This window comes from Acinetobacter sp. WCHAc010052, assembly GCF_002165295.2.
GTDB classification, from domain to species: Bacteria; Pseudomonadota; Gammaproteobacteria; order Pseudomonadales; family Moraxellaceae; genus Acinetobacter; species Acinetobacter chinensis.
This window is the reverse complement of the sequence record NZ_CP032143.1, coordinates 167,029-190,767: the sequence shown is the minus strand read 5'-3', so window position 1 is coordinate 190,767 and position 23,739 is coordinate 167,029. Positions and strand designations below refer to the sequence as shown.

General features: G+C 41.2%; 20 protein-coding genes. 8 read left to right on the top strand and 12 right to left on the bottom strand.

The window, feature by feature from the left end; all coding sequences use genetic code 11:
• Nucleotides 1-33 precede the first annotated feature (33 nt).
• The gene (locus CDG61_RS01290) at nt 34-801 is read left to right on the top strand and encodes a hypothetical protein (RefSeq protein ID WP_087549769.1); all 768 of its coding nucleotides are present in this window, start codon (nt 34-36) and stop codon (nt 799-801) included.
• Between the two features lie 58 nt (nt 802-859).
• Here the strand turns inward: CDG61_RS01290 and CDG61_RS01285 are convergent, their stop codons facing one another.
• Nucleotides 860-1,510 carry a response regulator gene (locus tag CDG61_RS01285; protein ID WP_087512049.1) on the bottom strand — a complete coding sequence of 217 codons (651 nt, stop codon included), beginning with the start codon at nt 1,508-1,510 and terminating at the stop codon, nt 860-862.
• Between the two features lie 367 nt (nt 1,511-1,877).
• On the opposite strand from CDG61_RS01285, the gene msuE reads away from it, so the two are divergent.
• Nucleotides 1,878-2,615: an FMN reductase gene (gene msuE, locus CDG61_RS01280; RefSeq protein ID WP_087549768.1), complete on the top strand. Its 738-nt coding sequence runs from the start codon at nt 1,878-1,880 to the stop codon at nt 2,613-2,615.
• 42 nt (nt 2,616-2,657) lie between these two features.
• Nucleotides 2,658-3,782, top strand: coding sequence for a dimethylsulfone monooxygenase SfnG (gene sfnG, locus CDG61_RS01275; RefSeq protein WP_087549767.1), 1,125 nt, complete (start codon nt 2,658-2,660; stop codon nt 3,780-3,782).
• A 109-nt stretch (nt 3,783-3,891) separates the two neighbouring features.
• Here sfnG and CDG61_RS01270 read toward each other — a convergent pair whose 3' ends face one another.
• The 3 genes from CDG61_RS01270 to acs form a co-directional block, all read right to left on the bottom strand.
• Nucleotides 3,892-4,581 (bottom strand): hypothetical protein, encoded by a 690-nt coding sequence (locus tag CDG61_RS01270; RefSeq protein WP_087549766.1) that lies wholly within the window; start codon nt 4,579-4,581, stop codon nt 3,892-3,894.
• Nucleotides 4,582-4,712: 131 nt separating this feature from the next.
• Complete coding sequence (locus CDG61_RS01265) at nt 4,713-5,891, bottom strand: acyl-CoA dehydrogenase family protein (protein ID WP_087549765.1); 1,179 nt, start codon at nt 5,889-5,891, stop codon at nt 4,713-4,715.
• A 602-nt stretch (nt 5,892-6,493) separates the two neighbouring features.
• Entirely contained in the window at nt 6,494-8,437 is a 1,944-nt protein-coding gene (acs, locus tag CDG61_RS01260; protein WP_087549764.1) for an acetate--CoA ligase, read from the bottom strand.
• 287 nt (nt 8,438-8,724) lie between these two features.
• Here acs and CDG61_RS01255 point away from each other — a divergent pair, with 287 nt between their 5' ends.
• The 3 genes from CDG61_RS01255 (at nt 8,725) to CDG61_RS01245 (ending at nt 12,207) form a co-directional block, all read left to right on the top strand.
• Entirely contained in the window at nt 8,725-9,306 is a 582-nt protein-coding gene (locus CDG61_RS01255) for a DUF805 domain-containing protein (RefSeq protein ID WP_087549763.1), read from the top strand.
• A gap of 76 nt (nt 9,307-9,382) precedes the next feature.
• Nucleotides 9,383-11,182 carry an acyltransferase family protein gene (locus CDG61_RS01250; protein WP_087549762.1) on the top strand — a complete coding sequence of 600 codons (1,800 nt, stop codon included), beginning with the start codon at nt 9,383-9,385 and terminating at the stop codon, nt 11,180-11,182.
• A 53-nt stretch (nt 11,183-11,235) separates the two neighbouring features.
• Nucleotides 11,236-12,207, top strand: a complete 972-nt coding sequence (locus CDG61_RS01245; RefSeq protein ID WP_087549761.1) for a mechanosensitive ion channel family protein — start codon at nt 11,236-11,238, stop codon at nt 12,205-12,207.
• Here the strand turns inward: CDG61_RS01245 and CDG61_RS01240 are convergent.
• From CDG61_RS01240 to prfB, 5 genes are all read right to left on the bottom strand, one after another.
• Entirely contained in the window at nt 12,190-12,903 is a 714-nt protein-coding gene (locus CDG61_RS01240; RefSeq protein ID WP_087549760.1) for a 16S rRNA (uracil(1498)-N(3))-methyltransferase, read from the bottom strand. The genes CDG61_RS01245 and CDG61_RS01240 overlap by 18 nt on opposite strands.
• Nucleotides 12,900-14,180 (bottom strand): 3-deoxy-D-manno-octulosonic acid transferase, encoded by a 1,281-nt coding sequence (locus tag CDG61_RS01235; protein WP_087550007.1) that lies wholly within the window; start codon nt 14,178-14,180, stop codon nt 12,900-12,902. Before CDG61_RS01235 ends, CDG61_RS01240 begins: the two co-directional genes overlap by 4 nt.
• Before the next feature lie 685 nt (nt 14,181-14,865).
• Nucleotides 14,866-15,924 (bottom strand): alkene reductase, encoded by a 1,059-nt coding sequence (locus tag CDG61_RS01230; protein ID WP_087549759.1) that lies wholly within the window; start codon nt 15,922-15,924, stop codon nt 14,866-14,868.
• Between the two features lie 38 nt (nt 15,925-15,962).
• The gene (locus CDG61_RS01225; RefSeq protein ID WP_068975610.1) at nt 15,963-16,262 is read right to left on the bottom strand and encodes an ArsR/SmtB family transcription factor; all 300 of its coding nucleotides are present in this window, start codon (nt 16,260-16,262) and stop codon (nt 15,963-15,965) included.
• A gap of 182 nt (nt 16,263-16,444) precedes the next feature.
• Nucleotides 16,445-17,540, bottom strand: a protein-coding gene (gene prfB, locus CDG61_RS01220; RefSeq protein ID WP_118847339.1) for a peptide chain release factor 2 whose coding sequence is annotated in 2 segments (ribosomal slippage) — nt 16,445-17,467 and nt 17,469-17,540 — 1,095 coding nt in all. Because the reading frame shifts where the segments join, the coding sequence is not laid out codon by codon here.
• Nucleotides 17,541-18,094: 554 nt separating this feature from the next.
• Here prfB and CDG61_RS01215 point away from each other — a divergent pair.
• Nucleotides 18,095-18,868: a putative porin gene (locus CDG61_RS01215; protein WP_087512034.1), complete on the top strand. Its 774-nt coding sequence runs from the start codon at nt 18,095-18,097 to the stop codon at nt 18,866-18,868.
• Nucleotides 18,869-19,037: 169 nt separating this feature from the next.
• Complete coding sequence (locus CDG61_RS01210; RefSeq protein WP_087549757.1) at nt 19,038-19,898, top strand: putative porin; 861 nt, start codon at nt 19,038-19,040, stop codon at nt 19,896-19,898.
• Between the two features lie 50 nt (nt 19,899-19,948).
• Here the strand turns inward: CDG61_RS01210 and recJ are convergent, their stop codons facing one another.
• From recJ to glmM, 3 genes are read right to left on the bottom strand one after another with little or no spacing between them, the layout of a single operon-like run.
• Entirely contained in the window at nt 19,949-21,652 is a 1,704-nt protein-coding gene (recJ, locus tag CDG61_RS01205) for a single-stranded-DNA-specific exonuclease RecJ (protein WP_087549756.1), read from the bottom strand.
• A complete protein-coding gene (gene pdxH, locus CDG61_RS01200) occupies nt 21,653-22,309 on the bottom strand; it encodes a pyridoxamine 5'-phosphate oxidase (RefSeq protein WP_087549755.1) in 657 nt (218 codons plus the stop codon). It lies immediately after the preceding gene.
• Nucleotides 22,310-22,319: 10 nt separating this feature from the next.
• Nucleotides 22,320-23,651 carry a phosphoglucosamine mutase gene (gene glmM, locus CDG61_RS01195; protein ID WP_087549754.1) on the bottom strand — a complete coding sequence of 444 codons (1,332 nt, stop codon included), beginning with the start codon at nt 23,649-23,651 and terminating at the stop codon, nt 22,320-22,322.
• Nucleotides 23,652-23,739 lie beyond the last annotated feature (88 nt).

The following is a 23,739-nucleotide window of genomic DNA, read 5'->3' as shown; positions in this document are numbered from 1 at the left end:
GCTGATCAACCGCTATTTTTAAGGAGTGATCAGATGAATATTTCAGAAACTGTTCCACATGGGGAAAATCAAAGCTTACAGTTCCACCGTCAGTACGGTGTCAATGCATTACTGCCAGAAATCGACTGGCAGCAGCTGTTCAGTCACAGCAAACTGAACGATACTCACATTCAGGCTTTACAGACCCTGTATCAAAGCGCGGTTCCGCTTGCACTTCAGGTTTTTGAACAGCTGGACTTTGATGTCTTTGCTCCGGCAGCCTATACACCTAAGGGACTGGGACTGTTTGACCGCCTGGCAGAGCAGGAAGAAAAACTGCTGACTGTCCTGCAGCATGAAAGTCATGACCTGAATGAAGAAACCCGTCATCAGTTATGGAGCATGCTGTTACGTGGTGGTGCGGTACTGGTGTTCAAAGCGTGGCTCGCTAAAGTCAAAACAGGTGAAAATGCGCTTGATATGACCCAGTTTGATGAACTTTCAGACCTGCTGTTTATCAAAACCTCACCTGAAACATTGGCTGCGCATCTGAATGTGAATACTGAAGCAGAACATGACCATATTTTCCTGATGTATGGCAATGAAGTCTTTCTCGACCGTTTCAACAGCCTTGAAACCGCAGCTCTGTTTGTTGACCTGGGTGTATATGATGCGGCTTTCCTGAGCCTGCGTGATGACCGTGTTGCAGACTATCTGAAAGCACAGAATTATGTCAGTCAGGAACAGATTGAAGACCTGAAATGTGCGCTCAATCCACTGGGCTGTCCTGATCTGATTTCCAGACAGAACTGCATTGCATAAAACTGACTGCAATAAAAAAGACCTCTACTGAGGTCTTTTTTTCATATAAAGACATCGCTTACATTTTTTTATCTTCAATATTCAGGGCATTAATTGCAAGCACTGCCTGAGTCCGGTTCTGTACACCCAGTTTACGGAAAATCGCGGTGACATGAGCCTTAATGGTTGCTTCTGACACATCCAGTTCATAAGCAATCTGTTTATTGAGCAGACCTTCTGCAACCATCATCAGTACACGGAACTGCTGCGGTGTTAAAGACTGAATCCGTTCTGCAAGCTCCGTTTCATCTGCTGCACGAGGGTCAAATCCAGAGTTTGCCTGAAGATTTGGTGGTAACCAGATCTCACCTTCGAGCACCTGACGGATTGCTTCGCCAATATGACTTGGATGAGCAGATTTTGGAATATAGCCCATTGCCCCATGTGCAATTGCACGTTGCATAATGGAGGCTTCTTCATGTGCAGAAACGACAATAATGGGAAGTGCAGGATACTGTGCACGGACATGAACCAGTGCTGAAAAACCTGACGCACCTGGCAGATTCAGATCCAGCAGAACCAGATCAGGCTCTGGACCATTTTCAAGCCGTTCATAAAATTCATTTACTGCCGCCGTCTCATGAATCTGAGCCTGAGGTAAGCTGTAGCGAACGGCCTGAATCAAAGCATGACGAAACAACGGATGATCATCAACGATTAATATGTTCATAAGCGACGTAAGAGATCTTTTTGCACAGTGTTTCCTATTCTAACCACACATATGCTGTTAAGGATATGCAAAGACTGACTTTTTTTTAGCCAAAACCACATTTATTTTAAGGAATTTGCACAAAACAATAGCATTCCTGAAAATATGACATCTTCATCAGTTTTTTATATAAATTTCAGTGCTCTGTATAAAAAGCTTATTCTTATGCAATATAAGTTTATTTTTCATAAACTTATATTTATATTTTTACTTGAAAAATAACATATCTTCAAAACAGATAAGTTTACTATTTTTCCTTATTTTACCCATGTCCCCTGATGTAGATTAATGAAAGGCATTCCGAGATTTGATTTATCAGGTTGCCAAAATGTCTTTTTATACTCAACAGAAACCATTAAACGTTGTCGCTGTATCTGGCGGCTTAAATAATCCATCCAAGACCGAAGCGCTTGTTCAAGCGATTTTGGATGAATTAGGCGAAGCAACACCAATCAATGTGCATTTCATTAAATTCAGTGAAATTGGACATTTACTCGGTGGAGCAATTTATCGCAACCAACTTCCACAACGTGTTCAGGATGATTTAGCTGCCGTAGAAGCAGCCGATGCTTTAATTGTGGGAACACCTGTTTACCGTGCCTCATTCACAGGTCTTTTTAAACATTTCTTTGACTTTGTTGAACAAACTGCACTTGTTGATGTACCAGTATTATTGGCTGCATCTGGCGGTTCTGATCGCCATGCTTTAGTGCTTGAGCATCAGTTACGTCCATTGTTCAGCTTCTTCCAGGCGCAAACTTTACCAATCGGTGTATATGCCACAGATCGTGATTTCACTCCTGAATACACCATTCACAGCGAGTTTTTACGTGACCGTATTACTTTAGCTGTTGCACGTGCATTACCGATTTTAGAGTGGGCACCTGCCAAAGGTCAGCGTGCAGAAGTGGTGAAATCAAAAACCGAACAAGCCAATCAAAACTTGGGCATTAACAAACAGATTGAACAAGATGAAGTACTTCCATCGGCTGCGATTCCAGACCTGGATGCTGCTGAATCTCGTTTGCATGCCAAATCCAAAACGCCAAAATCACAGGTTGCCTAAGCGCAACCTCGTAAATAGATAATAAAAATAGAGGGTCATCACATGTCACAAAAGCAATTTTCTCCTACCGATCAAAATGCTATTAAGTTTGCCTACTGGGTTCCCAACGTCAGCGGTGGTTTAGTTGTGAGTAATATTGAACAGCGTACTGACTGGAGCTATGACTACAATGTTCGTTTGGCGCAAGCCGCTGAAAAAAGTGGTTTTGAATATGCGCTGACACAGATTCGGTTTACCGCAGGTTATGGTGCGGAAAATCAGCATGAGTCAGTGAGTTTCAGTCATGCTCTTTTGGCTAAAACTGAAAAATTAAAAGTCATTGCTGCCATTCTGCCTGGTCCGTGGAAGCCTGCGCTTGCAGCGAAGCAATTGGCAACCATTGATTATCTAACCAATGGACGTGTGGCAATTAATGTGGTCAGTGGTTGGTTCCGTGGCGAGTTCGATGCGATTGGTGAGCCTTGGCCTGAACATGATGAACGCTATGTACGTTCTGAAGAATTTATCCGTACCTTAAAAGGCATCTGGACGACGGACAACTATAGTTTTGATGGTAAATATTACCAGTTTAAAGATTACACTTTAAAGCCAAAACCTGTGCAAAAACCGCATATTGAGGTGTTCCAAGGTGGAAGTTCACGCGCTGCACGCGACATGGCTTCCCGTGTTTCTGACTGGTACTTTACCAATGGCAACACTCCTGCTGAACTGAAAAAGCAAATTGATGATATTCGTGAAAAAGCCAAAGTGAATGGTCACAGCGTAAAAATCGGCGTGAATGCCTTTATTATCGCCCGAGATACTGAAGAAGAAGCTCAAGCGGTGTTGCAGGAAATCATTGCCAAAGCTAATGTTGAAGCGGTTCATGCTTTTGGTGACGCCACTCGTGAAGCAGGTGCAGCTTCTAAAGAAGGCGAAGGCAACTGGGCTAAATCTACTTTTGAAGATTTGGTTCAATATAACGATGGTTTTAAAACCAATTTGATTGGTACACCACAGCAAATTGCTGAGCGTATTGTTGAATTAAAAAATGTCGGTGTGGATTTAGTCCTTTCAGGTTTCTTACATTTTATTGAAGAAGTCGAATATTTTGGGGAAAAGGTGTTGCCATTGGTTCGTGAATTAGAGGAGGCTCAAAAGAATCAAATTACAGCAAAATCCGCTTAAAGGATGTGCTTAGAAAATAACAATAAATAATCAAAAATAAGGTTTTTAGTTTTCCCTCATGACTCGGCTTGAGGGATTTTTTTCTAACCCTTTTTCAATTTAAGCTTTTTTAAATTGTTTTAAAATGAGTGAGCTTTGCCGCAGCCTGAAAACTCAATTCCTCTGCATGTGCAAACAATAACATTTCAACTTCATGCCGAGTCACATTTTCCGAAAATTGATCAGCGACTTGCTGTAATAAAGCTAAATATTCTTGATAAAAGGTTTGAGTATTGGCTTTATTCCACTGTAAAAAAGTCGTTTGCAGTTTAGCTTGGAAAAAATTAATTAAGGTATTCCGCCCTTTCAAGGGTGGAAAATATTGTGGAAAATCGACAGCATATATCACTTGCAAAGCATTCAACGACATAGCAACACGAGCATCATAAATTGCGTAACGTACAGGGTCGATCACCGACAAAGCTTTTGACCAAGACGCAATGCCATCCGCTCCTTTTAAAATCAAAGTTTCAGGTGAACTTTGACTATATTCGGTCAATGTGCTGTCACTGTTGGCTTTCACTCCACCCCAATGATAAATGTACCACCTGATCATTTTATATTTTTCTTCAAAATCAGTCGCAACTGAAAATGCATGATGAAGCTGATGACGCAGCGAAATATTTTGTTCGTAGACATTATTTCCACTCAAACTCAGATCAACAGGAAGATGTTCTAAATTAATTTCCCACGTATAACTCTGCTTTAAATCATCAATATACTGATGGCTAAAATCTAAAATTGCTTGGTACAAATCCATGCTGTTTCCACTCAAGTTTTCATTCTTCTCACTCTTATTTTTTAATCTACTCTATATGATTATATTTTTCAGTATGTTAAATAAAAAAACCTCATTGCATTGAATGAGGTTTTTCGACTGAGATAGGGCATTTAAGAATAAAAACTCGGATCAGGCACTTTTCCTGTCAGCACCCATTCACCGACTTCCTGATATTTATAATCAATCGGATCATGCAAAGTCTGCGTGCGTACATTACGCCAGAAACGGTCTAAATTCAGTTTTGCAGTGGTCGCTCTCGCACCCATCACCTGGAAAATATTCTGCGTCACAAACAGCGAAGTATTGGTTGCTGCAATTTTTGCAGTGGCAATTGCAACAGATACCTGCCCACGCTGTTCGGCTGTTAAATCTTCACCCATATTCCATGCCTCTTGTAAGCTTTCCACGGCTTTATTGGCAAGTAAACGTACACTTTCAAGCTGCACATAAAACTCAGCGAAATGCTTTTGGGTAAATAGGTCATTCACAGCATTTTCAGCCAAAGATTTTGACCATGCTTTCTGACTTTGCACAGTTTCTTTCGCAAGCTCAAATGCTCCCTCAGCCACACCTAAAAATAAATGTACAAAAATCAGTTGCGCAATCAACGGACGTATACTCGAATATGGCGTACTTAAAGGACCTGGGTTGAGTAACAATTCATCTTTGGAAATTTTGACCTGTTCAAAATGACTTGTGCCACTATCCGTCTGGCGTTGTCCCATATTGTTCCAGTCACCCAAAAAACTTACGCCCTCACGCGCAGTGGGAATCACCCCAATCAATAATTTCCCTGCTTCATTAAAACCTGAACACAGCAAAATATCTGAATCGATCGAACCTGAACAAAAACTTTTATCACCTTGAAAAATATATTCATTCTCTGAGATTTGAGTTGCTGTAGTCCGTTTATCCAATGGGTTTAAAGTATTGCCCCAAAACAGATTATTCTTAGCCGTATCTTCAAACCATTTTGCATATTGCTCAGGCTGGGAAAATAATTGCACTGTCGCAATCAATAAGTGGTGAAAACCATAGACATGCGCCAATGAACTATCCACTTGGGCAATGGTACGAATGGTCTGAAAAATGGTTTTCCAATCCGCCCCTTGTCCACCATATTGCGTAGGAATAGACAGTCCAAGCAAACCACTGCGACGAATCAGATCACGTTCATACTTTGGATTTCCCCCTGTCTTGTCTCTTTCTGCCGCAGTCTGCGCAAATTGTTCAGCCAGTCGTTGGGCAACTTCGAGAGGAGATCGGTTTAAAGCCTGTGGCGCATTCATGTGACTGTCCTTATTTTCAATATTTTTAGCTTAGCAGATCATCCTGAACTGCTTTATCTGAATGCCTGCTGTACTTATGCACTATTTTGAAAATACTGAGCAACACAAAAAAATACCGTTAGCCTGAAGCAAACGGTATTTAACTTTTATATTAATCGCTGATGTTACACAGTAATATCAAATTGTAGATCGCATCTCAATAAAAAGTGGATACGCGATAACGTCATCCGCAACGTGTTTGAGGCAGGACTACATCTGTAAATTAATGTTTCTGCGATATATCAATCAAAAGATGGTATTTGTCGAGTTTTGCGGATGACAATGGTTTTGCCTACTTTTCCCGAAAGAAAAGTAGGTCGAGCCGAAGGCTAATCCCTAAATCAAAACTTTTGATGTAAGACTCCGTCTAGTAAGTTTAAAGCTGTTTTAAAAAATGCATTTCTTTTGAAGTGCGTAACATCAGTTAATCAAGAAAAGTCCTCTCTCCCTGTGAGATAAGGAGTAAAACTTCACAAGTGAGCCCTCATCTTCAAAGCCCCCTCATCCTAGCCTTCTCCCAAAGGGAGAAGGAACTTCCAATGCATGTGAATCTAAAGATCAAATCAACTGTTCGCCTGAACTTCTTTAATCAACTGATCCACCACACTCGGGTCTGCCAATGTTGAGGTATCTCCCAGACTGTCTAACTCATTGGCAACGATCTTACGCAAAATACGACGCATAATTTTCCCTGAACGGGTTTTTGGCAATGATGGTGCCCAATAAATGGCATCTGGGGTCGCAACAGGGCCTAGAACCTTACGTACCCACGCCACCAGTTCCTGACGCAATTCTTCAGTTTCAGCTTCACCTGCCTGTAAGGTGACATAGGCAGCAACGCCCTGACCTTTAATATCATGTGGCATACCAACGACGGCAGACTCAGCGACTTTTTCATGTGCCACCAAAGCACTTTCAATCTCAGCAGTTCCTAAACGATGCCCCGAAACATTCAGAACATCATCGACCCGCCCTGTGATCCAGTAGTATCCGTCTTTATCACGACGTGCCCCATCACCGGTGAAATACGCTCCAGGATAAGTTGAGAAATATGCTTCAATAAAACGCTCAGGGTCGCCCCAGATCGTCCGCATTTGTCCAGGCCAGGAATCCTTGATAATTAAATTCCCCTCTGCCTCTCCCTCCAGTTCATTCCCTTCTGCATCCACCAAAGCAGGTTGTACCCCAAATAAAGGACGTGTTGCGGAACCTGGTTTAACCGCTGTAGCACCAGGAAGTGGGGAAATTAAAATACCGCCTGTTTCAGTTTGCCACCATGTATCTACAACTGGACAACGGCTTTCACCAACCACAGTATAGTACCAGTTCCACGCTTCAGGATTGATCGGCTCCCCCACAGTACCCAATAAACGCAGACTGCTACGATCACTTTCACGCACGTAGGCATCACCCTCACGCATCATGGCGCGAATCGCAGTTGGTGCTGTATATAAAATGGTGATGTTGTGCTTATCAACTATATGCCCTGTACGTGCCCAGCTTGGATATTGCGGAATACCTTCCGACATCACTGTGGTCGTACCATTGGACAATGGGCCATACAACACATAAGAATGCCCCGTAATCCAGCCAACATCCGCGGTACACCAGAACACATCATTCTGTTTAATATCAAAAACTTCACGGAAAGTTGAATTTACATAGGTCAGATAGCCACCTGTGGTATGCAACACTCCTTTCGGTTTTCCAGTAGAACCTGAGGTATACAGAATAAACAGTGGATCTTCTGCATTCATCGGTTCAGGTGGACAAATATCAGTGACCGTCATTATTTCCATGTGATACCACAGATCACGCCCCTCTTTCATTGTGATCGGATGCCCTGTGCGGTGTACCACAATCATTTTTTCAACTGAAGATGTACCCTCCAGTTGTAGTGCTGCATCGACATTTTCTTTAAGTGGAATGGTTTTACCGCCACGCATGCCCTGATCTGCTGTAATCACCAGTTTTGCCTGACTGTCATCAATACGACTCGCCAAAGAATCTGGTGAGAAACCACCAAATACCACGCAATGCACAGCACCAATACGTGTACATGCCAACATCGCAATAGCAGTCTCAGGAATCATCGGCATATACAGCACCACACGATCCCCTTTACGGATACCATTTTTCTTCAAGACATTAGCAAAACGACAGACTTCATCATGCAGTTCTTCAAAAGAGATAATTTTATGACGTGACGGATGATCCCCCTCCCAGATAATCGCGGGTTTCAATGGATGTTCTTTTAAATGACGATCCAGACAGTTTTCACTAACGTTTAACTGTCCATCAGCAAACCACTCGATTTTAAAATTATCTGGGTCATAACTGGTATTCTTCACCTGCGTGAAGGGTTTAATCCAGTCAAGTTTCTTCGCTGCTTCTGCCCAGAATTCGTCTGGGTTTTCTACAGACTTCTGATAACGTTCAAAATACTGCTGTTCATTGGTTCTTGCTGTTTTTACAAATTGTTCGGGTGCCGGATATATCTCATTCATAATTATACTTCCTTGATTTTATTCATCTCATCACGAGATGTATGCCGAAATTCTTGCTTTTATTACCTGCATCAGAGCACTATTACGTTTGTTTTTTGATCAGCTCAATCATGCTTTAGTCGTATATTATATATACAGTTTTATCCTCCATTTAAAACATATTCAACAAAAACATGTCTCCATCTAGTATCTGCTTCATTAAATTCATCCTATAATTTTTACAGAGCCAGTGCAGGCGATTTAAAACAAACCAGCATTCTCTTACTGAAAAGCTACCGGAATCACTCATGAGTTCACATCATTCATCCTCTTTTTTTTCAAAATCTCAGCCTGCTGTTAAAGACAACCCTCTGTCAGCGACAGGACGGTTTGGTCGCTTAAGCATGATCGGATGGCAAAGTTTCCTGAACCTGAGCGTGTTTCTGGCGGTAATTGCACTGAGTTTATTTACAGGAATTTTCAATCTGAATGCGATGGCATTCAGCCATAATATTATTAATATTCTTTTAAGTTTTACTGGATTTTTCTATCTGGTACTCGTGGTCAGCTATCTCTATTTTTCGTTATTGATTGCTGTTCGCCGTCTGCATGACCTGAATAAATCTGGATGGCTTATCCTGTTGTTCTTTGTTCCTGTGATTCAGTTCTTTTTTATTCTGTATTTACTGATCGCACCAGGAACACGGGGAAATAACAGTTATGGTATGCCCAGAGCAACTGCTTTATGGGAAAAAATCCTCGCCTGGCTGGTTATTCTGCTGACTGTACTGAGCCTTTTCAGTATGGGCAGTTTAGTCTCGTATATGATGGGTGCAGGCGAACTGGATACTCCGGCTGAAGTTTTACAGAAAGGCACTGAGTATTTTTAAGTTGATTTTACTATAACTTATATAGACTCATCGCTTACTATTAACAACTTCCACCCAACCAGCTCAAAACATCTATATGTCATCTCTACCCTTACGACTCGATATACAGGGTCTCCGTGCTCTAGCTGTGCTTGCCGTGATAGTTTTTCATATAAATAAGGAGTGGCTTCCTTCTGGTTTTATAGGGGTAGATATTTTTTTTGTGATTTCTGGTTATATTATTTCCACAATAATATTAAACAGGAAAAGTGATTTTAGTATTTTAGATTTCTATAATAAAAGAATCTTACGTATTGTTCCTCCTTATATTTTCCTACTCAGCATAACCTGTTTAGTATCAACAATACTTCTTACCAACAATGATTTAATTGATTTTTATCAGAGTATAAAAACAGCATTATTATTTTATAGCAATTATTATTTTTCAGATTTTGGAAATTATTTCTCCCCAAGCTCAGAAGAACTACCTCTATTGCACACATGGTCACTTTCTGTAGAAATGCAGTTTTACTTTATTTTACCATTCCTTCTTCTATTTTTTTCAGAAAAAACAAATAAAACGATCATTATATCTACAATTATACTTATAACAATATGGTGTGAGCTTTACAATGAAAATCACTCGGATATCTATTTTTCATTAACAGCAAGAATTCCTGAATTTTTAATAGGAACATTCGCTGCAATTATTTATAGAAAAAACTACAATTTAAGATATCTCTCGCACTTTGGTATATTTTTATTAATCCCATGTTTATTTTTAATCCCTGAAAGTAAGTTTCCTGGAATTTTAAGTATACTGCCGTGTCTCGCAACTGCACTTATCCTTCTGCAAAAACAGGAAAATATTATTAATCAGTATTTTTCTAAAAAAATCATAGTTTATATCGGTACTATCTCATATTCACTATACCTATGGCACTGGCCTATACTGGCTTTTTTTAGATATTATTCAGAACAAAAAATTTTAGATCTGAAATATATTACCCTGTCAGTTATTCTAACTGCGATTCTATCTATATTATCTTATCACTTAATCGAGAAGTCTATTTCAAAAAATAAAAAATCCCGAGTTTATTCTTTTATTCTATTCAATCTTATATTTATTTTACTACTATTAACTTTTGGAAAAGATATAAATAAAAAAATAACACCTGATAATCCTTTAAGCCTCTCAAGATATGCCGATGCAAAGATGATCTGTCATAGTCAGATACTTCCATCCTGTTTAGTTATGACCAGTCCCAAGGAAAAAAATGTACTTGTTATCGGGGACTCACATGCAGGGCAGTTAAATTTATATTTTAAACATTTATCTAAAAGTACAGATTATAATTTCAATGTTATTTCATCAAGCTCATGCTTACCTATTGAAAAATTTAATATAAATAACTTACCAGAATGGGCAGTAGAACCATGTAAGCGTCAGATCAAAATTATCCAGAAAGAATTACCTAAATATGATACAGTTATCATTTCTGCCCTTTGGTCGAAGCACTTAGAAGATAAAGATTTTTCATTTGCATTATCGGATTTTATTAACAAAACCAAAAACACACATAATATTCTTATAATGGCTCAAATACCTACTTTTTCAAGAAATGTTAAAAGAGTAGAACATTTCAAGTCTTTAGGACTCAACCCTGAAATACATGTAGAAGAATATCAATCGACAGCGAATCAGGAAATTCAGGCACTATCAAAAAAATCAAATATTACTTTCCTTGATTTTTCAAAGAATCATATGTTTGCTGCTGCTCCATTTTACAAAGATATACCTATTTATTTTGATTCCAATCATTTAAATGAATCCGGTGTAGAACTGTATGTTCAAAATACAGGAAAAGAATTAATCTCAACGCTCAATAAATTCTAGACATAACTGATGAAACATAAGAAAATTTCACGATTCATTATTAAGGAATTCACGTGGCCGAACAACAGAATGCCCTGAGTGAAGTCACTCAGGGCACAACGCAGCTTATTCAGGAAGCCAGCGAAAAAACAGCGCAGACTGTCATTGAACATACTGCAAAATATAACGAGGCGTATTCAACCATAGATAAATTTGTCGATGGCTTCTGGGAGCGCCTGCCTTATATCTGCATTGCATTCATTGTATTTACTGTTTTTATCCTGCTTTCAAAACTGTTCAAATTCTTTGTTCGCAAAACACTGTCTGAACGCTCGTACACCAAACAGAACCTGGTACTGGTGCTGAACAGAGTCGGTAGCTCTGCGATTATTTTCTTCGGTTTCTTGATCGCAATGGTGATTGCGATTCCAGGTTTTACACCTGGTCAGTTGATGAGCGCCCTGGGTATCGGTTCCGTAGCCATCGGTTTTGCATTTAAAGATATTTTCCAGAATTTACTTTCAGGTATTCTGATTCTGCTTTCAGAACCGTTTAAAATCGGTGATGACATTATCGTTTCAGGCATGGAAGGTACGGTTGAAGATATTCAGATCCGTGCAACTTTCCTGCGTTCACCTGATGGTCGTCGTATCGTGATTCCAAACGCAACAGTTTATACCAGTGCTGTGACGGTCAATACTGCATACCAGCGTCGTCGCTGTGAATTTGTTGTCGGTATCGGTTATGAAGATGATGTGCAAAAAGCCAAAGATATTATTTTAAAACTACTGGATAAAGATCAGGCTATTCTGAGCCAGCCAGGTTTTTCTGTAAATGTTGCGGCATTGGCAGATTTCTCAGTCAATTTAAAAGTCCAATGGTGGGTCAATACCACTGAAACATCAACATCTGCATCTATCAGTATGGTACAGGAACATGTGATTCAGTCTTTTGCTGAAAATAACATTTCCATTCCTTATCCTGTTCAGGAAGTCAAAGTTTATCGTGGCGAACAACCTGATGATGAATCAGCACGCGCTAAATAAACGTCCCAGTACATAGGGAATTGCGGTTTCAGTTCTTAAAATTCGGTTGCCTAAGCTCACCGCCTGGCAGCCGTTTTTTATGAGTAAATCAATTTCATAAGGAATAAAACCACCCTCAGGGCCAATGATCACCGTACATGGCTGATCAACCGCATAGGGCATTTTTAAATCTGTATACGGATGCGCAACATAAGCAGGGTTTTGTTCACTAATCATAGTCGGTAATACATCTTCAACAAAGGGTTTAAAACGTTTATATAACTCAATTTTCGGTGCAATCGTGTCACCAGCTTGTTCCAGGCCTAATGTCACAAAATGGTCAAGCTGTTGTAGGAATGGAGTTTGCCAGTAACTTTTATCCACGCGATAACTGTGGATAAGCACTAACTTATCCACACCCAGTGTAACAGCATCCATAATTAAACGACGTAAAACTTTTGGACGTGGTAAAGCCACAATTAAAGTCACAGGCAGTTTTTCAGGGAAAGATTCTTCTTTTAGCGGTTTAATCTGAATCGATTTTTCTGAAATATCAATAATTTCAGTTAAGTAACGCTTTCCTTCGCGAATACCAACTTTCAGCGTATCACCGACTTTGACACCGACATGAGTATGTAAATGTTCAAGTTGTCGTTTGGAACTTATTGTCCAAATTTCAGATTCAGCCTGACGAGGGTCTAACAAAACGATGTTCATAGATAGGTATCAATCACTGCAATATGCTTTTGCAAAGACCCTTTATTTTTATTCAATACTTCAATTGCATGCTGACTCAGCTGTTGTGCAAATGCCTGATCTTGCAAACAACGTACTAATAGCTGTGTCACTTCATCCACAGACTGCCCGACGGCAACGGCATCTGCTTGTACAAACTCATCGACAATAGCTTGGAAATTAAAATAATTAGGGCCAATCACCGTTGGCACATCCAACACCATCGGTTCTAAAATGTTATGTCCACCACCTGGTTCATTCAGCGATCCACCGACAAAACAAGCCTGACTTAAGCCATACCACAACCACATTTCACCCATACTGTCGGCTAAATACACCTGAGTATCTGATTGAATAGATTGGCTTAAACTACGGCGTTGAGTATTTAAATTTAGACTTTGGGCAATATTAAAGACTTCATCAAAACGTTCAGGATGACGCGGCACGACAATCAACAACCAATCCGAATGCAGTTCTAAAAATGGTTTAAAAGCGGTAAGCAGTTTTTCTTCTTCAGGAGAATGGGTACTGGCGATGGTAATAATTTTACGGGAGCTTAAATTCCAGTCCTGTTGTAACTGTTGCGCTTTCTGTACAAATTGCTCAGGTGCAGAAATATCAAACTTAATACTGCCGACCACTTCAGTTTGATCTGGCTGACTGCCTAAATCAATAAAACGTTGTTGCGTTGCCAGATCCTGTGCCAATAAACGATCCAGTTTTTGCAACATTGGGCGGGTCAGACTCGGCACTTTGCCATAACCTTTGGCTGACTTTTCAGAAAGACGTGCATTGACCAAAATACAAGGTACTTTGAATTCTTTGGCTTGATCAATCAGATTTGGCCATAATTCCGTTTCAACCAAAATCAATAATTTAGGCTGATATTTCTGATAAAAATCAGCGATTAAATATTTTTGATCAGCGGGTAAATACACCGCCTGAAATAACGCTTCATAGGGCGCTTTTAAAAATAATGATTTAGAACGTGCCTGACCCGTCTTGGTGGTATTAGTCACAAGAACTGCATGACCTGCTTTTAAATAATGCTCGATCAATGGCTGTGCTGCATTGGTTTCACCCACGGAAACACAGTGAAACCATATTGTTTGCAGGTTTTTAACAGGCTGAAATGGGCCAAAACGTTCAAGACATTCCTGTTGATATTCTGCTGTATTTTGCGCACGTTTTTTAATTTTCGAGCGATACAAAGGTTTGACGATCGCCAGTGCTGCGTTATACCAGAAAGGAGTAGCCAAACAGAATGCCCCAAAATCAATTTCAATGGGCAAATATAGCAGAGCTATATTCAGTTGTTAATGAATAATATTTAACGAATTGTTCGTGAGGATTGTCATATACTCAGAAAATGAGGGTTTCATATAAAATCGTGATTTATTTGGATATAAATAACCAATGTTATGCAATTAGTATATTTTTGGAAACTGCTACTTTTCTTTCCAAAATAATAAGTTGGCTGACTATCAGCCAAAAAAATTACTGAAGTAATTCAATGTAGATAGTGCTATCGCATAAGGCGACATGGATGTCGCCGTTGGGTACAGGTAAAGGGACTTACCTTGTACCCAACAAAGGATTTTTGTTACTTTTTATCTTTAAAAAGTAAGGCATCGCCTACACAAATTAATCTAAATTTTGCAAGGCTAATGGGGCTGTGCTAACTCAAGAGCAATAATTAACTTACTACTATAGAACCAATATTTTCTCTTGCACCACGTATGACTCACGGATGAGGGGTAAAGCTCCGCAAGAGAATGAGTAATGCCACAGTCAGTTAATAATTTTTGAATCCTCCCCCCTTGCGGAACATGTTCCTCACCTTTTCCAAAGGAGGGAGATTTTAGGAATCTATCCTATAATTTTGCTTAACTGATCAGCATTAACAAGAAAATGAGGGGCTTTTTATAAAACTAAACCACTGAATTAAACCAAAGCAGGATAATCAATATACCCTTCCGCAGTTTGCGAACCGATCATATTTTCAAACACCAATTCATTGAGTGGTGCATCCTGAACCAGACGCTCATACAAATCAGGATTGGCAATATAAGCCTTACCAAAAGACACCGCATCCGCTTTACCTGAAGCAAGCAAGTCGATTGCATCGTCACGACTTAAACGCATATTGGCAATATAAGGCACACCGCCTGAGCGCTGTTTCATATCTTCACTGATACTGTCATCAGCTAAATATTCACGGGTAAAGAAAAATGCAATCTGACGTTTTCCTAATTGCTCCAAAGCATAACCAAAGGTTTCACGTGGAGCAGCATCACCCATATCATGCTCATCACCACGTGGAGCTAAATGCACGCCAACACGACTTGCTCCCCAAACCTCAATCAATACATCAGTCACTTCCAGCAATAATCGGACACGATTTTCAACTGATCCACCATATTCATCTTCACGCTGATTGGTTGAACTTTGTAAGAATTGGTCGATCAGATAACCATTGGCAGCATGCAGTTCAACGCCATCAAAACCAGCCGCTTTGGCACGGATTGCAGCCTGTTTATATTGCGCAATAATCGTTTTAATTTCAGAGATTTCTAAAGGACGTGGCACAACATAATCACGTTTTGGACGCAGTAAACTCACCTGCCCCGCTTGTTGTACGGCACTTGCAGATACAGGCGTTTCACCATTGAGAAGATCAGGATGCGATACACGACCCACATGCCATAATTGCGCAATGATTAAACCACCTTTGTCATGCACAGCTTGAGTTACAACCTTCCAACCCTCAACTTGTGCATCCGTGAATAACCCTGGTGTATTTAAATAACCATTGGCTTCTTCAGAAATCACCGTTGCTTCGGAAATGATTAAACCTGCACTGGCACGTTGCGCATAGTATTCCGCCATCATTGCGGTTGGAACACGATCCGCCGTTGCGCGACTGCGTGTTAAGGGAGCCATCACGACGCGATTTTTAAGATGTAAATCGCCCAGGACGAGAGGAGAAGAAAGTTCAGCCATATTTGCCTCATCACTTGCTTTCCAACCTGAATCAGGAATTAAAGCGAGTTTTTAAGATATTCAATATATTGCTGAATTAAAGCTTCATTACGTGAAAAGTACGACCATTGACCATACTTTTCTGCTTGAATTAATCCTGACTGTTGCAAAACTGACAAATGATTAGACATCGTGGACTGAGAGACATTACCGAGTTTTTCGATATTCCCTGCACATATGCCACGACTAAATCCACCGCACTGCTCTTCACACAGATACTGTTGTGGATTTTTCAACCACTCCAGAATCTGGCGTCGAGTCGGATTTGCCAATGCTTTAGAAATTAAATCAATATCCATAGCCACAACCCGTATCAGATACATCCAATTTTGAGCAAAGCTCTATTCAGCATCTTTGTGGATAATATATCGTATTTTTTCGATTTTAATATCGAATTTTTTAGATATATTGTAAAAATACTGATAAAGCTTTGCTATTTATCACAATTTAAATAGAAAAATTTGATGAAAAATGCGCTGAATTAAAGCCCTTGCTTTAAACTCGCTTCAATAAATTTATCTAAATCACCATCCAGTACCGCACCTGTGTTGGAATTTTCCACACCAGTACGTAAGTCTTTGATACGTGAGTCATCTAAAACGTATGAACGAATCTGACTGCCCCAACCAATATCAGACTTAGAATCTTCAAGTGCCTGCGCAGCTTCGTTACGTTTACTCATTTCCAGTTCATACAATTTTGCACGTAACTGTTTCCAAGCATGGTCACGGTTCGCATGTTGTGAACGCTGGTTCTGACATGCCACCACGATACCAGTTGGCGCGTGGGTTAAACGTACCGCAGAGTCAGTTTTGTTAATGTGCTGACCACCCGCACCAGACGCACGATAAGTATCAGTACGGACATCGGCAGGGTTAATATCAATTTCAATATTATCATCGACTTCAGGCGATACAAACACTGCTGAGAATGAGGTATGACGACGGTTACCTGAGTCAAATGGTGACTTACGGACTAAACGGTGTACGCCAGATTCGGTACGTAACCAACCGTATGCATACTCACCTTCAACACGGATCGTTGCAGATTTAATTCCTGCCACATCACCATCAGATTCTTCCATCAATTCAGCTTTGAAGCCATGACGTTCGATCCAGCGCATATACATACGCAATAACATGGACGCCCAGTCCTGCGCCTCTGTACCACCAGAACCCGCCTGGATTTCCACATAACATGGGTTCGGATCCATTGGATTGCTGAACATACGGCGGAATTCAAGTTTTGCCAGCTCTTCTTCAGCAGAAGTCAGTTCAGCCTGTACGTCATCCAGCAGACTTTCATCATCTGCTTCTACAGCCAGATCAAGCATTGCCTGAGCATCTTCCAGCTGTGTCGATAAGCCTTCCAGGACGTTAATTACGTTTTCAAGCTCACCTTTTTCTTTTGCCATCGCTTGCGCACGGCTCTGATCATTCCAGATCGCAGGATCTTCAAGCTCACGGAGAACCTCTTCTAAACGCTCTTTCTTCAGATCGTAGTCAAAGATACCCCCGTAATGTCTGACCACGGTCGTTTAAGTCTTTTAATTGGTTTAGATAAGGATTGATTTCCACGGAATTACTCTCAAGAAAAATTGGGCTTAAAAATAGCCAAATATTATATCACAGACTTTTAACACTGTTTGAACCTTCACATTCAGCACTTAACTTCTGAATAATTCCGACACATTTCATACTGCCCATCTCAAGACCTGAACATTTTATTATTTCAGACCTGATCAGAAACAGAAGCGCCAGTATGAAAGATAAAATTTCAGTTCACGCAGCATTCTTCTTTTTATGTTATTGCGCCAGAATGCTAGAAAACTGAGCTCAATTAGGAAAAAATCACTTCAGCTGTATCGGATAAAAACCACTTTTATATTACAAAATTTGTCCGCCGCTTACTTCAAATATACTTAAATCCATAATTCCCACACAGTTTTAATAAAACAAAACATTATTAATTTTTATTAAATATCATAATCTTAAATATCATTATTAACGCAATGTTACAGTGAATCCATCATGATGACGGTTGCAGTGTTGACCTGAATGGAATTTTCTTTAGACTGAAAGTTGTAACAAAAAATGTATTATTTTTATCCATTTTCAGAGGGGTAGTATCCATGAAAAAATTAGCAATTGCTTCAGCTGTTCTTTCCATGATTGCGATTACAGGTACAGCTCATGCTTATCAGGCAGAAGTTGGTGCATCTGCAGGTTTAATTGACCCGGATAACGGCAGTTCAAGCGGTTCTTTCGGTGTTGATGGAACTTACTACTTCAACCCTGTGCAGACCCGTAATGCACCCCTTGCTGAAGCAGCATTTCTTGACCGTGCAAGTAACGTGAAAGCTCAATATCACTACGATGAAGTCGGTGATGACGAAGTTCACAACTATGGTGCCGGTATTGAATACTTCGTTCCAGGTTCTGACTTTTATGTCAGCGGTAACGTTGGTCGTCAGGATGTAAAATTCAAACATGGCAACGACCTTGACACGACACTGTACAGTGCAGAAGTCGGTTATCTGCCTGCACCTGGTTTCCTGATTGCAGCAGGTGTTAAGGGTTATGACAATGACTACAAAGATGGTGTCGATCCAACTATCCGTGCCAAATATGTAACTCAGGTAGGTGGCAAGGATATTAACCTTGAAGCTGGTGCTGCATTCGGTGACCTGGATGAATACAACCTGGCTGCTGACTACTTCATTGATAAAACATTCAGTGTAGGTGCTGACTACTACAGCAATGATCTGAATGACAACAACGAATTCGGTATCAATGCCCGCAAATTCTTCACACCTCAGGTCAGCCTGGAAGGTCGTGTAGGCTTTGGTGAAGTTGGCAACAATGACTACAACAAATTCGGTGTTGCAGCAAAATACCGTTTCTAAGTTCAAAAAACTGTATTCATAATCAAAAGCTCATCTTCGGATGGGCTTTTTTTTGAACATTTTTTATAAAAACAGTGCTGGATCATTGACGTACTGGTTTTTTTTCATACAATAGCCAAAACTGTAACAAATCAGTAACATTTTAAAACTAAGAACGAGAGTCTTTCCAATGCTTAAAAAAATTGCTCTTGCTGCTGCACTAACAGCAAGCTTTGGGGTTGCACATGCTTATCAGGCAGAAATCAATGCCGGTTATGAAAAAACTGATATGGACTATGATATTGATGGTGACCTGTTCTTCGTAAATGGGAAATATTACCTAGATGATGCCAGTGCCAAAAATGCTCCTTTGGCTGAAGCTGCTTTTTTAAGTAAAGCCAGCAGCATCGGTCTCGGCTATACCAATGGTTCAGTTGATAAAACTATATTAGAAGTCATTAATGCAGAGCTTGAAATACAATCTTACGGTATTTCAGGAGAGTTCTTTATTCCAGAATCACAGTTCTATGTTGCCGGCAGCCTGAATCAGACAAAATTCACGAATACCTTATCCAGAGATAATTTAAGTTACGAAGAATCTGACAAGATAACAGGTTATACACTTGAAGCAGGTTATTTACCGGTAGATGGTCTGCTGGTTGCTGTTGGTCTTTCTAAAGAAAGCCTGGACCCTGTGCTTTATGGAAACCGTGGCTATATCACTTCCATGACCTATGCTTCTGCTGCCGACGAAGATAATACAGTCTCTTTACGTGCAAAATATGTTTCTCAGATTGGTAACTATTTTACCAATTTTGAAGGTGTCAGCTATTTCGGTGATGAAACAGCATACGGCCTTGGTGCAGATCTGTATATTGACCCAACTTTAAGTGTTGGTGTTTCATTTGCAGATTCAACTGAAGAAGACTCAGACACTATTTTCGGTCTGCGTGCTCAGAAATTCCTGACACCTGCCCTGGCTGTCGGTGTGAACTACACAACAACAGATGGTGCTGATTCTTATGGTATTAACGGAACATTCCGTTTCTAAAATCACTCTGTCATCCTCAATACAAAAAACCGCTCCAATGGAGCGGTTTTTTACTGTTCAAGGTGTAAAACTCTTAACTGCAACCGCGTGTGACCATTAAACGTATTTTTATCCAGTTCATAAACCAGCCGAACTTTACTGTTCATCGCATCAAACTGATATTTTTCAGCAGCACCAAAGGCAATGGCATCCACTCCCTGCCCATTTTCCAGCACCAGCTGCAGTTTAAGGTGTATTTCTTTTAACCAGCGATAGTCCACCACCTGAAACTCCCCCTCAAAAACAGGAGAAGGAAATTTCTGTCCCCACGGCGAAAAATGCTGTAAAAAATCAACTGTGGAAAGCTGAAATTCGGAAGCCGGCAATATACCATCTGTCCATAATGTTGCCTGAAACAGTGTTTCATCCATACTTGCGATCAACTGCTCAAAGAGTTGACTGAATTCTTCAAAATGTTCTTTTCGGATGGTCAGACCTGCCGCTGCGGCATGCCCTCCAAAATGACTGATCAGATGCGGATGCTGTTCTGCCACCATTTCAATACAGTCACGGATATGAATCCCCTCAATCGAGCGGGCTGAGCCTTTGATGTGTACACCATCCTGATCGGCTGCAAAGACGATACTTGGTCTGTGAAACTGTTCTTTTAAACGCCCAGCCACGATTCCAATTACACCCTGATGCCATTGTTCATTAAACATAATCAAGGCAGCAGGCAACTGTTCCTGATCGAACTGTAAAGCATCCAGCTCAGTCAGTGCTTCCTGCTTCATCTGGCTTTCCACCTGACGGCGTTCAATATTCAGATCATTCAACTGTCGGGCAAAGGCATATGCTGTCTGCATATCGGCAGCGAGCAGACATTCAATGCCTATATCCATGGTGTCCATACGCCCTGCAGCATTAATACGGGGACCCAGTACAAATCCCAGATCAGAAGCTTTTAATTCTGCAGGTTCGCGTCCTGCGATATCCAGCAACGCACTGATACCTGGTCTGCACAGATTCTGCTGAATTTTTTTGACCCCTGCATCCACCAGTATGCGGTTGTTATAGTCCAGACTGGCAACATCTGCATACGTCCCCAGTGCGACTAGATCCAGGTACTGGGTCATTTTTGCGGTGGATTTATTCTGCTTTGCCCGATGGCTGCTTAAATTTGCAAGTACATAAAAGGCAACGCCAACACCGGCCAGAGCCTTACTCGGAAAATCACAGCCCAGCTGGTTCGGATTGACCACAGCTTCTGCTGCTGGAGTATCTTTCGTCGTCAGATGGTGATCGGTAATAATCACCTGCATACCATGTGCCTGAGCCTGCTCTACACCTGCATGACTGGAAATACCGTTATCCACGGTAATCAGCAGTTCCGGCTGTGCAGTCACCTGTGCAAGATCTGCAATGGCTGGCGTCAGTCCATAACCGTATTTAAAACGGTCTGGAACCAGATACTGCACCTGAGCACCCATCTCTCTTAATGCCAGTACCATTAAAGCCGTACTGGTTGCACCATCCGCATCGTAATCACCCACAATGACGATTTTTTTCTGCTGATCAATCGCCTGATCCATCAGCTGAATCGCCTGATCCAGTCCCTTCATGGCTGGTGCAAGTAAATGCTTCAGTTTAAGCTCAAGCTGCTGTTCCGACTCCACCCCTCTGCGGGCAAGAATCTGAGCAATAAACGGTGACACGCCCTGAAAATTTTCAGGGCGTGTCAGAAATGGGCGTTGTTTAATCTGAATCTTTGACATTTATGGCATCAGTCGCTGGATTGTCCACACGTTGCTGTTTTTTTCATACACAAGGCGATCATGCAGACGGTTCGGTCTGCCCTGCCAGAATTCATAATATTCAGGTGTTAAACGGTAACCACCCCAGAATTCGGGCTTGTTCAGCTCAGCCTTTCCTTCGACTTCATCATGCAGTGCCTGAAAACGTTGCTGCAACAGTTCACGGCTCGCAATCACACCACTCTGCGGTGTGCTGATATGTGCTGCAATCTGACTGTCTCTTGGACGTTTATGATAATAATCTGTAGATTCATCCTGAGATATTTTGTCCACCCGACCACTGACCCGAACCTGACGTTCAAGCTCTGGCCAGTAAAACAGCAGCTCAGCATAAGGGTTTTCGGCTAAATCATGCCCTTTCTGACTGTCATAATTGGTATAAAAATCATATCCAGCCTCTGTTGCACCACGCAACAACACTGTTCTGACATGCGGACGCCCCTGAGCATCTGCTGTTGCCAGTGACATGGCATAGGGTTCGTGCAGTTTTGCTTCTAAAGCCAGATTGAACCAGTTCAGAAACTGTTCATGTGGATCTTTATCTATATGGTCTTCGTGCAGTTCACCTTTTTCATACGTCAGGCGCAACTCACTTAAATCCTTAATCACATCGCTCATTGTTCAGACCTCAGACTGCATGTTCACGGATGGCATCTGCCAGCTGATTTGCAAGTGTGGTCACTTCATCAATCTGATCACCTTCAACCATGACACGAATCACAGGTTCAGTGCCTGACTTACGGATTAAAATACGACCACGCCCTTTCAGCTGTTCTTCTGCCTGATTAAACGCTGCAACCAGTGCCGGTACTTCATACGGATCAAACATCTCTGCAAGACGGACATTGACCAGCACATTCGGCAGCAGATGGAAACCTTCTGTCAGCTCATGCAGTGCTTTACCCTGTTCAACCATGACGGTCAGTACCTGCAGGGCAGCAATAATTGCATCCCCTGTCGTACTTTTATCCAGTGTCAGAACATGTCCAGAAGGTTCACCACCTGTCACCCAGCCATTTTCTTCGAGTGCCTGCAGTACATAACGGTCACCGACTTTGGCACGGACAAAAGGAACACCCGCTTTTTCAAGTGCCAGTTCCAGTGCCATATTACTCATCACAGTGCCAGCAATACCGGCAGGCTTATTTTTACCCTGAGTCGCCAGGATATAGAGAATATGATCGCCTGTAACCTGTTCACCGTTTTTATCCACCAGAATCACCCGGTCAGCATCGCCATCAAAAGCAATACCCAGGTCTGCCTGATGCTCCACAACGGCTTTCTGAAGATTTTCAGGATGAGTTGACCCACAGCCTTCATTAATATTCAGACCATCCGGATCATTATAAATAGCCACAACTTTTGCGCCCAGTTCACGGAACACAGCTGGTCCAACGCTGTAAGCTGCACCATTGGCACAGTCGACCACAATTTTCAGATTGTTCAGGTCAAAATGGTACGGGAATGTTGATTTACAGAATTCAATATAACGACCATTGGAATCTTTAACGCGGACACTTTTACCTAAGTTGGCAGTGTCTTCAATCACCAGGTCTTTTTCCAGTTCCTGATTGATGGCATTCTGAATTTCATCGGGCAGTTTTTTCCCTTCCGATGAAAAGAATTTAATCCCGTTATCAAAATATGGATTGTGAGATGCAGAAATGACGATACCCAGACTTGCGTGTAATGCACGGGTTAAATGTGCAATCGCAGGTGTCGGCAATGGTCCCAGTAGGTGTACATAAACACCTGCAGCATTCAGACCGGCCTGGAGTGCGGCTTCAAGAATATATCCCGAAAGACGGGTGTCTTTACCCAGCACCACAATCGGTTTATTTTTCTGACTGTATTTTTTTAAGACCTTACCTGCGGCAAACCCAAGTTTCAATGCAAACTCAGGAGTAATCGGAAGTTCCCCAAACTTTCCGCGAATGCCATCAGTACCGAAATAACTCATATTCTGCTCACTTTTTTATATTCCACAGCGATATTTTCTATCTCTGCCGGACATTTCATCAATCTTTAAACTTCCCATACTTTACCAT

What these genes read in the sequence shown, in the direction of transcription:
- CDG61_RS01290 (WP_087549769.1), top strand. Translation starts at nt 34, where the DNA reads ATGAATATTTCAGAAACTGTTCCACATGGGGAAAATCAAAGCTTACAG.
- CDG61_RS01285 (WP_087512049.1), bottom strand. Translation starts at nt 1,510, where the DNA reads ATGAACATATTAATCGTTGATGATCATCCGTTGTTTCGTCATGCTTTG.
- msuE (WP_087549768.1), top strand. Translation starts at nt 1,878, where the DNA reads ATGTCTTTTTATACTCAACAGAAACCATTAAACGTTGTCGCTGTATCT.
- sfnG (WP_087549767.1), top strand. Translation starts at nt 2,658, where the DNA reads ATGTCACAAAAGCAATTTTCTCCTACCGATCAAAATGCTATTAAGTTT.
- CDG61_RS01270 (WP_087549766.1), bottom strand. Translation starts at nt 4,581, where the DNA reads ATGGATTTGTACCAAGCAATTTTAGATTTTAGCCATCAGTATATTGAT.
- CDG61_RS01265 (WP_087549765.1), bottom strand. Translation starts at nt 5,891, where the DNA reads ATGAATGCGCCACAGGCTTTAAACCGATCTCCTCTCGAAGTTGCCCAA.
- acs (WP_087549764.1), bottom strand. Translation starts at nt 8,437, where the DNA reads ATGAATGAGATATATCCGGCACCCGAACAATTTGTAAAAACAGCAAGA.
- CDG61_RS01255 (WP_087549763.1), top strand. Translation starts at nt 8,725, where the DNA reads ATGAGTTCACATCATTCATCCTCTTTTTTTTCAAAATCTCAGCCTGCT.
- CDG61_RS01250 (WP_087549762.1), top strand. Translation starts at nt 9,383, where the DNA reads ATGTCATCTCTACCCTTACGACTCGATATACAGGGTCTCCGTGCTCTA.
- CDG61_RS01240 (WP_087549760.1), bottom strand. Translation starts at nt 12,903, where the DNA reads ATGAACATCGTTTTGTTAGACCCTCGTCAGGCTGAATCTGAAATTTGG.
- CDG61_RS01230 (WP_087549759.1), bottom strand. Translation starts at nt 15,924, where the DNA reads ATGGCTGAACTTTCTTCTCCTCTCGTCCTGGGCGATTTACATCTTAAA.
- CDG61_RS01225 (WP_068975610.1), bottom strand. Translation starts at nt 16,262, where the DNA reads ATGGATATTGATTTAATTTCTAAAGCATTGGCAAATCCGACTCGACGC.
- CDG61_RS01215 (WP_087512034.1), top strand. Translation starts at nt 18,095, where the DNA reads ATGAAAAAATTAGCAATTGCTTCAGCTGTTCTTTCCATGATTGCGATT.
- CDG61_RS01210 (WP_087549757.1), top strand. Translation starts at nt 19,038, where the DNA reads ATGCTTAAAAAAATTGCTCTTGCTGCTGCACTAACAGCAAGCTTTGGG.
- recJ (WP_087549756.1), bottom strand. Translation starts at nt 21,652, where the DNA reads ATGTCAAAGATTCAGATTAAACAACGCCCATTTCTGACACGCCCTGAA.
- pdxH (WP_087549755.1), bottom strand. Translation starts at nt 22,309, where the DNA reads ATGAGCGATGTGATTAAGGATTTAAGTGAGTTGCGCCTGACGTATGAA.
- glmM (WP_087549754.1), bottom strand. Translation starts at nt 23,651, where the DNA reads ATGAGTTATTTCGGTACTGATGGCATTCGCGGAAAGTTTGGGGAACTT.